Origin of the sequence: Arenimonas sp. (assembly GCF_044348765.1) — a bacterium.
Classification (GTDB): Bacteria; Pseudomonadota; Gammaproteobacteria; order Xanthomonadales; family Xanthomonadaceae; genus Arenimonas.
Map to the genome: position 1 here is coordinate 66,424 of NZ_JBIKSE010000002.1, position 13,773 is coordinate 80,196.

Annotated in this window: 15 protein-coding genes and 1 tRNA gene; 11 read left to right on the plus strand and 5 right to left on the minus strand. The window is 57.1% G+C overall.

The genetic code is table 11. The features are described from left to right. Positions 1–85: 85 nt before the first annotated feature. From ACIQ0Q_RS00910 to nth, 3 genes are read left to right on the plus strand one after another with little or no spacing between them, the layout of a single operon-like run. Positions 86–868, plus strand: coding sequence for an enoyl-CoA hydratase/isomerase family protein (locus ACIQ0Q_RS00910; RefSeq protein ID WP_395771061.1), 783 nt, complete (start codon positions 86–88; stop codon positions 866–868). Continuing rightward, positions 865–1,086: a hypothetical protein gene (locus tag ACIQ0Q_RS00915; RefSeq protein WP_395771062.1), complete on the plus strand. Its 222-nt coding sequence runs from the start codon at positions 865–867 to the stop codon at positions 1,084–1,086. Before ACIQ0Q_RS00910 ends, ACIQ0Q_RS00915 begins: the two co-directional genes overlap by 4 nt. Then, positions 1,083–1,715, plus strand: coding sequence for an endonuclease III (gene nth / locus ACIQ0Q_RS00920; RefSeq protein ID WP_395771063.1), 633 nt, complete (start codon positions 1,083–1,085; stop codon positions 1,713–1,715). Before ACIQ0Q_RS00915 ends, nth begins: the two co-directional genes overlap by 4 nt. Here the strand turns inward: nth and ACIQ0Q_RS00925 are convergent. Next, a complete protein-coding gene (locus ACIQ0Q_RS00925; protein ID WP_395771064.1) occupies positions 1,694–2,758 on the minus strand; it encodes a glycosyltransferase family 4 protein in 1,065 nt (354 codons plus the stop codon). The two genes, nth and ACIQ0Q_RS00925, sit on opposite strands and share 22 nt — an antisense overlap. Next, positions 2,755–3,573: a UDP-2,3-diacylglucosamine diphosphatase gene (locus ACIQ0Q_RS00930; protein WP_395771065.1), complete on the minus strand. Its 819-nt coding sequence runs from the start codon at positions 3,571–3,573 to the stop codon at positions 2,755–2,757. The genes ACIQ0Q_RS00925 and ACIQ0Q_RS00930 overlap by 4 nt, the downstream gene beginning before the upstream one ends. A 150-nt stretch (positions 3,574–3,723) precedes the next feature. Here ACIQ0Q_RS00930 and ACIQ0Q_RS00935 point away from each other — a divergent pair, with 150 nt between their 5' ends. From ACIQ0Q_RS00935 to rnt, 7 genes are all read left to right on the plus strand, one after another. Beyond that, the gene (locus tag ACIQ0Q_RS00935; RefSeq protein ID WP_395771066.1) at positions 3,724–4,941 is read left to right on the plus strand and encodes an OprO/OprP family phosphate-selective porin; all 1,218 of its coding nucleotides are present in this window, start codon (positions 3,724–3,726) and stop codon (positions 4,939–4,941) included. Between the two features lie 75 nt (positions 4,942–5,016). Continuing rightward, positions 5,017–6,030, plus strand: coding sequence for a phosphate ABC transporter substrate-binding protein PstS (gene pstS / locus ACIQ0Q_RS00940; RefSeq protein ID WP_395771067.1), 1,014 nt, complete (start codon positions 5,017–5,019; stop codon positions 6,028–6,030). Between the two features lie 71 nt (positions 6,031–6,101). Further along, positions 6,102–7,058 carry a phosphate ABC transporter permease subunit PstC gene (gene pstC / locus ACIQ0Q_RS00945; RefSeq protein WP_395771068.1) on the plus strand — a complete coding sequence of 319 codons (957 nt, stop codon included), beginning with the start codon at positions 6,102–6,104 and terminating at the stop codon, positions 7,056–7,058. Continuing rightward, positions 7,058–7,915 carry a phosphate ABC transporter permease PstA gene (gene pstA, locus ACIQ0Q_RS00950; RefSeq protein WP_395771069.1) on the plus strand — a complete coding sequence of 286 codons (858 nt, stop codon included), beginning with the start codon at positions 7,058–7,060 and terminating at the stop codon, positions 7,913–7,915. The genes pstC and pstA overlap by 1 nt, the downstream gene beginning before the upstream one ends. Next, positions 7,908–8,714, plus strand: coding sequence for a phosphate ABC transporter ATP-binding protein PstB (gene pstB, locus ACIQ0Q_RS00955; protein WP_395771070.1), 807 nt, complete (start codon positions 7,908–7,910; stop codon positions 8,712–8,714). Before pstA ends, pstB begins: the two co-directional genes overlap by 8 nt. Positions 8,715–8,722: 8 nt before the next feature. Continuing rightward, positions 8,723–9,418 carry a phosphate signaling complex protein PhoU gene (gene phoU, locus ACIQ0Q_RS00960; protein WP_395771071.1) on the plus strand — a complete coding sequence of 232 codons (696 nt, stop codon included), beginning with the start codon at positions 8,723–8,725 and terminating at the stop codon, positions 9,416–9,418. Positions 9,419–9,490: 72 nt separating this feature from the next. After that, a complete protein-coding gene (gene rnt / locus ACIQ0Q_RS00965) occupies positions 9,491–10,108 on the plus strand; it encodes a ribonuclease T (protein WP_395771072.1) in 618 nt (205 codons plus the stop codon). Here the strand turns inward: rnt and ACIQ0Q_RS00970 are convergent. The 3 genes from ACIQ0Q_RS00970 to rnr are packed head-to-tail and all read right to left on the minus strand — an operon-like array spanning position 10,105 to position 13,510. Continuing rightward, a complete protein-coding gene (locus ACIQ0Q_RS00970; RefSeq protein WP_395771073.1) occupies positions 10,105–10,392 on the minus strand; it encodes a hypothetical protein in 288 nt (95 codons plus the stop codon). The genes rnt and ACIQ0Q_RS00970 overlap by 4 nt on opposite strands. Continuing rightward, on the minus strand, positions 10,389–11,144 hold the full coding sequence (gene rlmB / locus ACIQ0Q_RS00975; protein WP_395771074.1) for a 23S rRNA (guanosine(2251)-2'-O)-methyltransferase RlmB: 756 nt from the start codon (positions 11,142–11,144) through the stop codon (positions 10,389–10,391). Before rlmB ends, ACIQ0Q_RS00970 begins: the two co-directional genes overlap by 4 nt. Beyond that, positions 11,141–13,510, minus strand: coding sequence for a ribonuclease R (gene rnr / locus ACIQ0Q_RS00980; protein ID WP_395771075.1), 2,370 nt, complete (start codon positions 13,508–13,510; stop codon positions 11,141–11,143). The genes rlmB and rnr overlap by 4 nt, the downstream gene beginning before the upstream one ends. Positions 13,511–13,634: 124 nt before the next feature. Between rnr and ACIQ0Q_RS00985 the strand changes: the two genes are divergently transcribed. Beyond that, positions 13,635–13,719, plus strand: a tRNA-Leu gene (locus tag ACIQ0Q_RS00985). Positions 13,720–13,773 lie beyond the last annotated feature (54 nt).

Consider the following 13,773-nt stretch of genomic DNA (forward strand, 5'->3'; position numbering starts at 1 on the left):
TTCACCGGCCCTTCGGCTAGTGATAGCCACAGTCGCTTCGACCGCCAGCCGCCCGCATGAGTTCCAACCGACGGAGACACTTGCCATGAACTACTCTAACCTGTTGATTGAATTGAAAGACAATGTCGCCTGGGTCCGTATCAACCGTCCGGAAAAACTCAATGCATTGAATCGGGAAACCCTCCTCGAATTGCACAGCGCCTTCCAAAGCCTCACTATCCATCCGCAAGTGCGCGTGATTGTACTGACCGGTTCGGGTGCAAAAGCGTTTGTCGCCGGTGCCGATATCGCCGAAATGAACGGTCTGAGTGCCATCGCGGCACGTGATTTTTCCAAGCTCGGCCAGGACCTCATGCTCTCCATCGAGCAATGCGGAAAGCCGGTCATTGCCATGATCAATGGCTTCGCTCTCGGTGGCGGTCTTGAGCTAGCCATGGCCTGCGCCATCCGTATTGCCGCCAGCTCCGCCAAACTGGGGCAACCGGAAGTCAATCTGGGATTGATTCCTGGTTTCGGTGGCAGTCAGCGTCTGGTCCGTCTGTGCGGCAAGGCCGTGGCACTGGATCTTTGCTTGAGCGGTCAACCAATCGATGCTGCGCGCGCGCTGGCGGTCAATCTGGTCACCCGTGTACAAGCCCCGGAAACGCTGGAAGAAGAGACCGCGAAACTGGCGGCGCATATCGCTTCGCTGGCGCCGCTGGCCCTACGCGGCGTTCTCGACTGCATTCGTTACGGTGCCGAAGCCACGCTGGATGTCGGTTTGGATTACGAAAGTCAGATGTTCGGGTTGATGTTCGCCACCGAAGACATGCGCGAAGGCACCGACGCCTTCCTGCAACGCCGTCCGGCTGCTTTTGCAGGCAAATGATGACGGATACGGATGCCCTCGCCCGCGCCAAAGCTCTGCTCGGCGAAGCACGGCTTGCACGCGCGTCCGCGCTGAAACACCGTTTTGAACGCCGCAATTCACGGCTGGAACGGATTGCACGCGATGCCGACCTGAAGCGCCGGCAGGCGCTTGGCGATCCGCTGTCCCGGGCGCTCGCACGCGCCAAGGCACTGGCCGAAAAAGGCGATGACGCGTGAAAGCGGCCGACCGCGTCGAATTCTTCAGCCGTCTGCGCGAACTCAATCCGCATCCGAAGACCGAACTGCTCTATACCAATGAATTCGAGTTGCTGATTGCGGTCATGCTGTCGGCACAGTCTACCGATATCGGCGTGAACAAAGTCACGCGCCGCCTTTATCCGTTAGCCAACACACCGCAGGCGATCTTGGCACTCGGTTTGCCGGTGCTGCGCAAGGCCATCAGTACGCTCGGTCTCTACAATGCCAAAGCAGCCAATGTCTTCGAAACCTGCAGGCTTCTCATCGAACATCACGGCGGCGAGGTTCCGCGGACACGGGATGCCTTGGAAGCCTTGCCCGGCGTCGGCCGAAAAACGGCGAATGTCGTGCTCAACACCGCTTTCGGGGAACCGACCATGGCGGTCGATACGCATATCTTCCGGGTTGCCAACCGCACCGGCCTGGCGCCGGGCAAGACCGTGCGCCAGGTGGAAGACAAACTGCTGAAAGCGGTTCCGGCGGAGTACCTCGTCGATGCCCACCACTGGCTGATTCTGCACGGGCGCTACGTGTGCAAGGCGCGCAAACCGGAGTGTCCGACCTGCGTGGTGCGCAGCCTGTGCCGTTACCGGGATAAGACCGTCTGAGCCCCTGATGCGGGCTGACGGTCCGAGCGTATGGCGTCCTCCGTCAGGTTGGGATACAAATTGCGGATGAATTGCCCGGTCGTACTTTGCCATGAATATTTCCGGGCATGTGCCACCGCATGTTTCGGATCCAGATCAAGGGCGGTCATGCAAGCCTCCAGAAGATCGCTGCGAAGTGCAGCAGCTTCACAGCCCGCCAGGACATCCCGGGGGCCGGCTACTGGATAGGCGGCTACCGGAAGCCCGGAAGCCATGGCTTCCAGCAGGACCAGACCGAAAGTATCGGTTTTGCTGGGGAATACGAACACATCCGCCATGCGGTAAATTTCGGCAAGTTCCGCATGGGTTTTCGCGCCGAAGAACACCGCCGCCGGGTAGCGCTCGGACAATACCTCCAATGCAGGACCATCACCAACCAACCATTTTTCTCCGGGCAGAGGCAGATCGAGGAAGGCCTCGAGGTTTTTCTCGACTGAAATACGGCCGACGTACAGAAATATCGGATTGGTTTCGTCACGACCTGAACGTGGCAAGCCGGCATCGAACAGCGCCATGTCCACACCGCGACTCCATTTCACCAGATTACAGAAGCCCTTGGCCTGCAGCTCGGCAACAACGCTGTCGGTGGAGACCATTATCGCTTTTGCCGGATGATGGAACCAGCGCATGGCCGGGTAGAAATAGTGCGCCGGAATACCGGTCCGCGCCTCAAGATATTCAGGAAATTTGGTGTGGTAGGCCGTGGTGAAGTTCAACCCGTGCTTCAAGGCATAACGTCTTGCCGCGAATCCGAGCGGACCTTCGGTGGCAATATGGATTGCGTCCGGAGCGAATACAGACAATATTGCCTTGATACGGCGATACGGCATAAGCGACAGCCTGATTTCGGCATAGCCCGGGCAACGCATTGTCCTGAAACCCGACGGCTCCACCACCAGAACCTCATGCCCGAGATTTTCCAGGCAACGCACGGTCTGCTCCAGGGTTTTGACCACACCATTAATCTGCGGACTCCAGGCATCGGTGACAATCGCAATCTTCATTCAGCACTCTCCAGGGCGCGTTCGATATTGACGGACACCTTGGTGATAAGGAGTTGAGGCTCCTGCACGGCGGCGGACGACGTGATCTCATTCCAATGCACGATTTCCAGACGTCCGTCGAAATGCTCGACCATGGCGGTCAGACTTTCAACCCAGTCACCGTCATTGCAGTAAAGCACGCCGTCAATCATCTTGATTTCGGCCTTGTGGATGTGCCCACAGACCACGCCATCACAGCCGCGCCGGCGGGTTTCATGCGCCATCATGGTTTCGAAGCTACTGATAAAACTGACTGCATTCTTGACGCTGTGCTTCAGGTACTGCGACAGCGACCAGTACGGATAACCGAGCCGGAGGCGCAGCCGGTTGAACCAGCGATTGGCGACCAGGATCACGCTGTACAGCCAATCGCCCAGGTAGGCCAGCCAACGCGCGTATTGCATCACGCCATCGAACAAATCGCCATGGGTGACCCACAGACGCCGGCCATCAGCAAGCACATGGATGTCCTCATGCCTGATGCGGATTCTTCCGAACGACATACCTGCAAACTGGCGCCCGGCTTCATCATGGTTGCCGGGAACATAGATCACACGGCAGCCTTTACGTGCTTTCTTCAGAAGCTTCTGCAGCACATCATTGTGTTCCTGCGGCCAATACCAGGACTTCTTCAGTCGCCAGCCATCGATGATGTCGCCGATCAGATAAATGGTTTCGGCATCGTTATACCGGAGGAAATCGAGAAGAAATGCGGCCTGGCAACCTGGCGTGCCAAGGTGCACATCGGAAATGAAGAGCGTTCGGTATCGGTTCATGAGGCCCTTTATGCCATCGGTTCATGACAGATTTATTGCACTTGCAGATTTGAGCTGGAAATGAAATTAGCTTCGAATTTGTAACATTAATGAAATATTCACCTTCTAATCTGTGCAGGTCTTACCCCACTACCTGACAAGGATTCCACGATGAAAACCCGCTATTCCCTGCTTACCGCCGCTGTCCTGTTCACGCTTGCCAACACTGCCAGTGCCCAATACACCATCGATGTCATCGGGGGCTCTGAAGTGACCCTCGAAGGCCTCGTCCAGGCCGATTCCTACTGGTACAACGACGACTTCCGCGTGCTCAGTTCCGATCCTGTCGATGGCACGGACAGCGATTTCGGCATGCGCCGCGCCGAACTGATCCTGAAGGGCAAAGGCCCAGGCATGTGGAACTGGGTCATCGGTTATGATGCCCGTTCCGACAAGTTCCTCGACAACAATATTTCCTACCGTTTCAACGGTCAGACCTCCGTATTCGTCGGCCAGTACAAGCAACCGAATAGCCTGGAAGAGCTGTCCAGCACCAAGAACAACGACTTCATTTCCAAAGCCATGACCACCAATATGCAGGGCGTTGCGCGCCGCATGGGTGCCAAGATCGATACCGATTACGGCAACTGGGGTGGTACCGTCAGCTACTTCGGCAATGAAATCACCAACAATGAAAGCCCCTCCCTGGGTTCCGGCCAGGGCTACGGTCTGCGCGGTTACTTCGCCCCGATCAAGACCGACACCAGCATTCTGCACCTCGGCCTGTCCTACATCGATATGGAAGCCCGCGACAGTTTCGACAAAGGCACCGCCCGTCTGCGCGTGCGCCCGAACGCCGATGCCGCGAATCAACGTCTGATCGATACCGGCACCTTCAATGATGCCGACCGCCTGAAAACCACCGGTTTCGAGGCCGCTTATGTAGATGGCCCGCTTAAAATCCAGGCCGAATACATGACCACCAAGGTCAGCCGTAATTTGAACCCCGGCTTCACCGGCGACAGCTGGTATGTCTACGGCGTATATAACTTGACCGGTGAAAGCTCGGGCTACAGGGGCGGCGTGTTCAGCACCCCGCTGCCGAACGACCCGGCTAAAGGCATGTGGCAGCTGGGCCTGCGCTACGATACCGCCGACCTCAACGACGGCAGCGTGAATTTTGCCAATCCGGCATCTCCGGTGGTGACCGGCGTCATGGGCGGCGAGGAAAGCAACTGGACCGTGGGCGTCAACTGGTATTGGCGTTCAAACTTCAAGTTCTCGGCTAACTACGTGATGGTTGATTCCAGCAGATACAGCAGCAGTATCAAGAACTTTCAGGATGATAATCCGGAAATCTTCGAATTCCGCGCCCAACTGTTCTGGTAAGTGGCTGTCATAATCCTGTAACAAATCCTCTTCACCATATGCCAAGCCCATCGTGGGCTTGGCTCAGGAGCACACATGTTCAACACCTTGAAAACCTCGATTCTCGCACTGGCGCTGGCAAGCGCCGGCATGGTCGCCAACGCCGCTGAAATCACCGGTGCCGGCGCCTCCTTCGTCTTTCCGGCCATGTCGAAATGGTCGGCCGACTACAACAAAGCCACCAAAAACAAGGTCAATTACCAATCTATCGGTTCCGGTGGCGGTATTGCCCAAATCAAAGCGGCAACCGTGGATTTCGGTTCGTCCGATGCCCCGCTGAAGCCCGGCGATCTGGCCGCCTCCGGCCTGGCCCAATTTCCCTCGGTCATGGGTGCCGTGGTTCCGGTCGTCAATATTCCGGGCGTCAAACCCGGTAGCGTGAAACTGACCGGGCCGATTATCGCCGACATCTACCTCGGTAAAATCACCAACTGGAACGATCCCGCCATCGCCGCCGTCAATTCTGGCGTCACTTTCCCGGCACTGAAAATCACCGTGGTGCACCGTTCGGATGGTTCCGGCACCACTTTCAACTTCGTCAATTATCTGTCGAAAGTGAGCCTGGATTGGCGCAACAAGGTCGGCGAAGGCACGGCCGTGAAGTGGCCGGCCGGTATCGGCGGCAAGGGCAATGAAGGCGTCGCTGCGTACACCAAGCAGATCAAAGGCGCGATCGGTTACGTCGAGCTGTCCTACGCCATCACCAACAAGCTGAATTACACCGCCGTCCGCAACCGCGCCGGAAACTTCATCGTGCCCAGCAAGGAATCAATCAAAGCCGCTGCCGCTTCGGCCGAATGGGGCGACGTGAAGGACTTCTCGCTGGTGATTACCGACGCTCCGGGCGAACAGGCCTATCCGATTTCGGCCACCAACTTCATCCTGATGTACAAAAATCCCAAAAACCCGCAACGCAGCAAAGAGGCCTTGGCCTTCTTTGATTGGGTGTACAAGAATGGCGATACCTCGGCGGAAGCCCTGGGCTATGTCGCCCTGCCGGCCGACCTGACCACGCAAATCAAGGCCTACTGGGCCGCCAACATCAAGTAATTGCGTTATCCTATGGCCCGATGCCCCTCCCAGGCATCGGGCCATTTCTGCATCTGAACCCGCGAGACGCCATGACGATTTCGATTAGCCAGCAACGGACCCAACGCGATAGCCGTAACGACCGGTTCTTCAAGGGCGCAGTTACTGTTGCAGGTCTTTTTGTACTTATTTCCTTGTTTGCCGCCGCCGTGATGATGTTCAAAGGCGGCTTCGAGGCGTTCCAGACCTTCGGCCTGTCGTTCTTCACGACGCCGAACTGGGATGTGCCACAAAGCCAATTCGGTGTTCTGGTTCCGGTGTTCGGAACGGTATACACCTCGTTGATTGCCCTGCTGATTGCAGTCCCCATCAGCTTCGGTATCGCCATATTCCTGACTGAACTTGCACCGAGCTGGCTCCGGTTGCCGGTATCTTCAGCCATCGAACTGCTGGCCGGCATTCCCTCCATCATTTACGGCATGTGGGGCCTGTTCATCTTGGTGCCGTTCTTGGGTGAGCACGTATTTCCCTGGTTTTCCGAAAACCTGAGCGAAAAACCCCTGATTGGCGCCCTGTTCCAAGGCCCACCACTCGGCATCGGCATCGGTACCGCCGGACTGGTTCTGGCCATCATGATCATTCCGTTCATCGCTTCGGTCATGCGGGAAGTATTCCTGACCGTTCCGACGCAGTTAAAAGAATCAGCCTATGCGCTCGGATCCACCACCACCGAGGTGGTCTGGAACATCGTGCTGCCCTACACACGATCTGCCGTCATCGGCGGAATTTTTCTCGGACTTGGCCGCGCACTCGGCGAAACCATGGCGGTCACCTTCGTGATCGGCAACGCGTATGATCTCGGCCTCGGCCTGATGAATCCGGGAACCTCCATCGCATCGTCGATTGCCAATGAGTTCGGCGAAGCCGTGGACCCGCTGCATAAATCAACCCTTCTGGCACTCGGTTTCGTCCTGTTCATTCTTACCTTCATCGTACTGAGCATTGCGCGCTTGATGCTGCGCAGCCTGAATAAACGGGATGGCAACTGATGTCAAACGTCGAATTCATTTACCTCAAGCGTCGCATCATCAATGGAGGGACCATGGTTCTGTCGGGGCTTGCCACGATTTTCGGGCTGTTTTTCCTGACCTGGATTCTGTGGACCACCCTGAGCAAAGGTATTGATGCCATTGGGCCACATCTGTTCACCCAGATGACGCCGCCGCCCGGTGAAGTCAGCGGCGGCATGTTGAATGCCCTGGTCGGCAGTTTCATGATGTGCCTGCTGGCCGTCCTCCTAGCCGCACCCATCGGCATTGCCGCCGGCACCTACCTTGCCGAATATGTGAACTATCACTGGCTGGGCGATACCATCCGCTTCGTCAACGACATCCTGCTGTCGGCACCGTCCATCGTACTCGGCCTGTTCGTGTTCACCATTCTGGTCCAACCAACCGGCGGCTTCTCGGGCTATGCCGGTGCCATTGCACTCGGCTTTATCGTACTGCCGGTGGTAGTGCGCACCACCGACGAGATGATCCGTTTGGTGCCGACCCAGATGCGCGAAGCGGCACTTTCTTTGGGCATCCCGCAGTGGAAAGTCAACACCCAGATTCTGTACCGTGCCGCCCTGCCGGGAATCCTCACCGGAATCCTGCTGGCCCTGGCGCGCATCAGCGGTGAAACGGCGCCGCTGCTTTTCACTGCTCTGAACAACCAGTATTGGAATACGGATATGGCCAAACCGATGGCCAGCGTTCCGGTGGTCATCTTCCAATTCGCCATGAGCCCGTTCGAATACTGGAACAAGCTGGCCTGGGCCGGCGCACTCATCGTCACGCTGTTCGTATTATTCATCTCCATTTTCGCCCGCGTCGTTCTTGCCCGGAAAAATAAATATGGCTAATCTGCACCTGTCGGTTCCGCACACGTCAACCATTCAAAGCCAGACCCCGGCCAAGCTGTCTGCGCGGGATCTTGCTTTCTACTACGGCGACTTCAAAGCCATCAAAGAGCTTTCACTGGACGTTCCGGAAAACAAGGTCACGGCGCTGATCGGCCCCTCCGGCTGCGGCAAATCCACCCTGCTGCGTGTATTCAACCGCATCTACAGCCTGTATCCCAAACAGCGCGCCACCGGAACCGTCATGCTGGATGGTGAAAACATCATCGACCCGAGCTATCCGCTCAACAAACTGCGCAGCAAGGTCGGCATGGTCTTCCAGAAGCCGGTGCCATTCCCGATGTCGATCTATGACAACATCGCTTACGGCATCAGTCATTATGAAAAACTGTCAAAAGCGGAAATGGATGTCCGGGTCGAAAGCGCCTTGCGTGAAGGCGCGCTATGGGAAGAAGTCAAAGATAAGCTCAAGCAGAGTGCGCTTGGTCTTTCGGGTGGTCAACAACAGCGTCTATGCATCGCGCGCGCCGTGGCATTGAAGCCGGAAGTCATTCTGTTTGACGAGCCGACCTCGGCTCTCGACCCGATCGCAACGGGAAAGATCGAACAGCTGATTTCCGAACTCAAGCAACAGTTCACCATCCTGATTGTGACACACAATATGCAGCAGGCTGCCCGCGTCTCGGACTATACCGCATTCATGTATCTCGGCGAGCTGATTGAACACGGCGTGACCGAGACCATTTTCACAAAACCCGGCAAAAAACAGACCGAAGATTACATCACCGGCCGTTTCGGCTAAGGATTCCTATGAACACCCATGACCATATCCTGAAAAGCTTCGACTCCGAACTCGATCGTCTGTACGACGAAATCAAGCAGATGGGTGAATTGGCTACGGCCCAGCTCAATGCAGCCGTGGACGTTCTGGGCCGCCGTGACAGCAATGCCGCCGCCCGTGTCGTCGCCAACGATGATGCCATCGATGCCCTGGAAAACACCATCAGCATGGATGTATTGAAGTTGCTGGCACTGCGCCAGCCGATGGCACGCGATCTGCGTGAAGTCTATGCGGCCCTGCGTATTTCTTCGGATATAGAACGTATCGGTGACTACGCTTCCAACGTGGCCAAGCGCTCTATTGTGCTCAACAACAGTCCGGCAATTCCGGCTTCGGGCCGGATCGCACGTCTGGCCAAAACCGCCAACACCCTGCTTGCCGATGCCTTGAAAGCCTATGCCGAGAGTGATGCCGAGCTGGCCGCCAAGGTTCGTGATGCCGATGCCGATCTCGATGCCATGTACACCAGTTTCTTCCGCGAACTGGTGACCTACATGATGGAAGATCCGCGCACTATCGGAGCCTGCACGCACTTGATGTTCATGGCCAAGAATATCGAACGCATCGGCGATCATGCCACCAACATCGCTGAAAATACCTGGTTCGTGGTGCATGGCGACATGCCCGAAGGCGAGCGAAAAAAAGAAGATCGAACCAGCGAGTGATCCCGATACACTTCCACAAAAGACCCGCTCCGGCGGGTCTTCTCGTTAGGGGAACACTGGTATCATGGGTGTATGTCCGTCACGCCCCCGAAATACCCCCTCAATGACCGTTTCCGCGGTTTTCTGCCGGTCGTGGTCGACGTAGAGACCGGAGGTTTCGATTGCACGCGCCATGCGCTTCTGGAAATCGCCGCCGCGCCGATCGAATACGATCAGAATGGACTGCTGACCGTCGGCTCGATTTATTCCTGCCATGTGATTCCTTTCGAAGGCTCGGAAATCGATCCGAAATCACTTGAGGTCACCGGTATCGATATCTCCCACCCTTTTCGTGATGCCAAGGATGAACGCGGCGCGCTCGACCACATCTTTGCGCCTATCCGGCAAGCAGCCAAGCGCAATAACTGTACACGTGCGATTCTGGTCGGGCACAATGCCTCGTTCGATCTGGGCTTCCTGAATGCCGCAGTGACCCGCGTTGGTCACAAACGCAACCCGTTCCATCCGTTCAGCACACTTGATACCGTGAGCCTTGCTGCGATGGCCTACGGCCAGACTGTGCTCAGCAAAGCAGTCATGGCGGCAGGAATGGAATGGAACAACGATGATGCCCATTCGGCGGTCTATGATACGGAACGGACCGCGCAGCTGTTCTGCAAAATCGTCAATGGCTGGGGCAAATCCCTTTAAGTAGCGGGCGGCCTTCGGTTGACCAGTGACGATGCACGCTCGCGCAGCGCCAGATAGATGCCGTAGATACTGATGACGCACCAGGCTAACTCAATGACAAATGCCGAAATATTGGTGTGCTCGTCGTAAACCAGGGAGGCCAGAATGGCACCCGCACCAATTAAGTTCAGCAATGGATAGATTAGCCCGTCACCACGCATGTGACGCGCCTGTAGTGCCAGATAGGCCAGCAGGGTGAGTGCGACCCCGAGCAGACCAACGATATCGAACCATTGGATGGTCATGACTTCACTCCTTGACGCTGACGGACGGTTTCAAACAATGCAATGCCAGTCGCGACCGACACATTCAGGCTTTCCATTTCACCAGGCATCGGGATTTTGACCAATCCGTCGCAGTGCTCCCGGGTTAGGCGGCGCATGCCCTCGCCCTCGCCGCCCATGACGATGGCGACGTTGCCGGTGAAGTCGGTCTGGTAAATCAATCCAGACGCTTCGCCGTCCATACCGTAAACCCATACGCCGGCATCCTTGATGGCTCGCAATGTGCGTGCCAGATTGGTCACCGAAATGACCGGAATGCGGTCCGCGGCACCAGCCGAGGTTTTCCTCACGGTGGCATTGAGTGGTGCGGCCTTGTCTTTGGGAATAATGACAGCGGTAACGCCGGCCGCGGCAGCGGATCGGAGACAGGCGCCGAGATTATGCGGATCCTGCACGCCATCAAGAACCAATAGCAGTGCTTTACCTGCGTCGGCCTCGATGAGTCCGGGCAATTCCGATTCTTCGGTCGGTTTGGCCGCTTCGTAGCGCGCGATCACGCCCTGATGACGGAGGCCGCCGGCGATGCCTTCCAGCGCCTGGTGCGTGACACGGCGAACGGAAATATCCCGGCGGCGCGCATTTTCCTCGATCTCGATGATTCGCGCGTTCTTGCTACCTGCTTCGAGAAGGACTTCGCGCACATGCTCGATATCATGCTCGAGTGCCGAAGCGACGGCATTGATTCCCGAAATCCACTGACTGGCTTTGCTCATCGGCGTTTTTTCCTTGCTGTCTCGTCCATCACCTGCTTGCTTCGGCCGGCATCGGCGAATACCGGCTTGAAATCGATGCGTTTGTCCTCTACGCTGGCCTTCAATACCAGTACCCGGATCGGATCGCCCAATCGGAAGCTCATGCGCTTGCGTTCGCCGGTCAATGTCTTTCGCATCGGGTCGAAGTGCCAGTAATCATGCGGCAGCTGGGTCACGTGCACCAGGCCATTGACCTTGGAATCGGTCAACTCGACGAACAGGCCGAAACTGGTGACGCCGCTGATGACGCCGTCGAATTGGGATCCGACGTGCTGCTCCATCCAGGCACTGCGGTAACGTTCGTCGACTTCCCGCTCGGCCTCATCGGCGCGGCGTTCAAGCGCGGAACACTGCAGGCACAGCTTGTCCATTTCCTGTGCCGAATAGCTGAAGCCGCCATCGCTAGACGGCAGCAGCGCTTTCTTCAGGGCACGGTGCAGCAGCAGGTCAGGGTAACGGCGGATGGGCGAAGTGAAGTGGCTGTAGGCCTCAAGCGCCAAGCCGAAGTGGCCCTTGTTGTCGGTACTGTAGACCGCAAGGCTCTGCGATCGCAGCAATACGGTTTCCAACAGGGCCGCATCCGGCCGCAGGCGGACTTTCTTGAGCAGACTGGTGAAATCCTTCGGCTGTACTTTGGCGTAACTCGGCATGCTCAGCGCGAATTCCTTGAGGTACTCGAGCAGGTCGGCATACTTCGATTCCGGCGGCCGGTCATGTACGCGGAACGGCGCATGGGCATGGCTGGCTAAAACGGCCTTACCGGCCTCGACATTGGCGGCGATCATGCACTCTTCAATCAGCTTGTGGGCATCATTGCGCGCCAGAAGTCCGCCCTGGATAACTTCGCCCTGGGGGTTGAGTTCGAAATGCACTTCGCTGGATTCGAATTCGATAGCGCCGCGGCGGGTGCGCGCTTTTGATAGGATGTCGTACAGCTGGTGGAGCCGAGAAATGGCCGGCTGCAAATCGCCCAATGCCGCTTTGGCTCCGGCATCGTCTTCACCGATGACTTTCCAGACCTGGTTGTAGGTCAGGCGTGCATGCGAGTGCATGACCGCTTCGTAGAATTTGGATTCGGTGACCAGTCCGTCGAACCCGATCTGCATGTCACAGACAAAACAAAGCCGGTCGACCTTGGGCTTCAGCGAGCAGATGCCGTTGGATAGGTTCTCGGGCAGCATCGGTACCACGAAACCCGGGAAATAGACCGAGGTGCCCCGCAGCACGGCCTCATCATCCAGCGCGGCTCCCGGACGGACATAATGCGAGACATCGGCGATGGCGACCAGAAGACGGAAGCCTGCGGTATTGGACTCGCAGTAAACGGCATCATCGAAGTCCTTGGCATCCTCGCCGTCGATGGTGACCAGCGGCAGATGGCGGATGTCGACACGCGCGGCGGCTTCGGCAGCCGTCACGTCCACTGGAATCGCGTTGGCCTCGCGAAGCACAGGCTCCGGAAACTCGTGCGGAAGATTATGGCCGTGGATGGCCATCTCAACCACCTTGGTTGCGGTCAGCCGATCACCCAGAACCACAAGCACCCTGCCGATTGGCGGACGGCCGGAATCCGGAGAGGACGTGATTTCGGCGACCACCAGCTGGCCGTCTTTGGCGCCGTTACGGTCATCCGGACCGATCAGGACTTCATGCTGCAAACGCTTGTCATCCGGCACTACAGCGGCGATACCGGCACGGATATTGAATCGGCCGGTGACGCGGGTATGGCGGCGCTCGAGCACTTCGGTAATGGCGACATTGCGCCGTCCCTTGTGGTCGATATTGATGATACTGACCAGCACGCGGTCACCGTGGAAGCATTTGCGCAGTTCACTGGGGTTCAGGAATCCATCATCGCCGCCGGTTTCGAATTTGACGAAACCAAAGCCGTCCGGATGGGCAGTCACGGTGCCTGCAAGTAGATCCAGTGCCGCAGCCGGTGCATAGCCGCCGCGACGGTTCAAAAGCAACTGTCCGTCACGAACCATCGCCTGCAGCCTGCGCTGAAGGGCATCCAGACGATCGGGCGCCTCCAGTTTCAAGGCTTTGGCCAACTCTTCAAGCGGCAACGGGCCTTCAGCATTACGCAGGAACTGCAACAGTCCTTCACGACTGAGAATCGGATTATCGTACCTCTGTAACTCGCGATGGAAATGCTGGTCTATGCCGCCCCCATGGCGTACAGGGGCTGGTGCTGTCTTCGACTTGCCTGTATGGGCTTTCGGGTGCTTCTTACCACTTGGCTTACCCGGAGCCCTCTGCCTGAGGGTGTCCGGCATCCAGGCCGGTAAAGTCGAATTATTCTTGTTTTTCGGGGGTTTTTTCATGCCTTCATCTTACACGCATTGCTCTTAATCTGCCGTTAAGCTCATGATTGGAATGAGTGTGGCCGTAATTGTTTTGACAAAAATCGGGGGGGTGGCTAAAATGGCTGCCTGAACAAATCACCTTGCCCAGGTGGCGGAATTGGTAGACGCACTAGTTTCAGGTACTAGCGGGTAAAACCGTGGAGGTTCGAGTCCTCTCTTGGGCACCAATGTAGACCCTCACTCCGGTGAGGGTTTTTTTTGCCTGCAATGCATAAACGCAG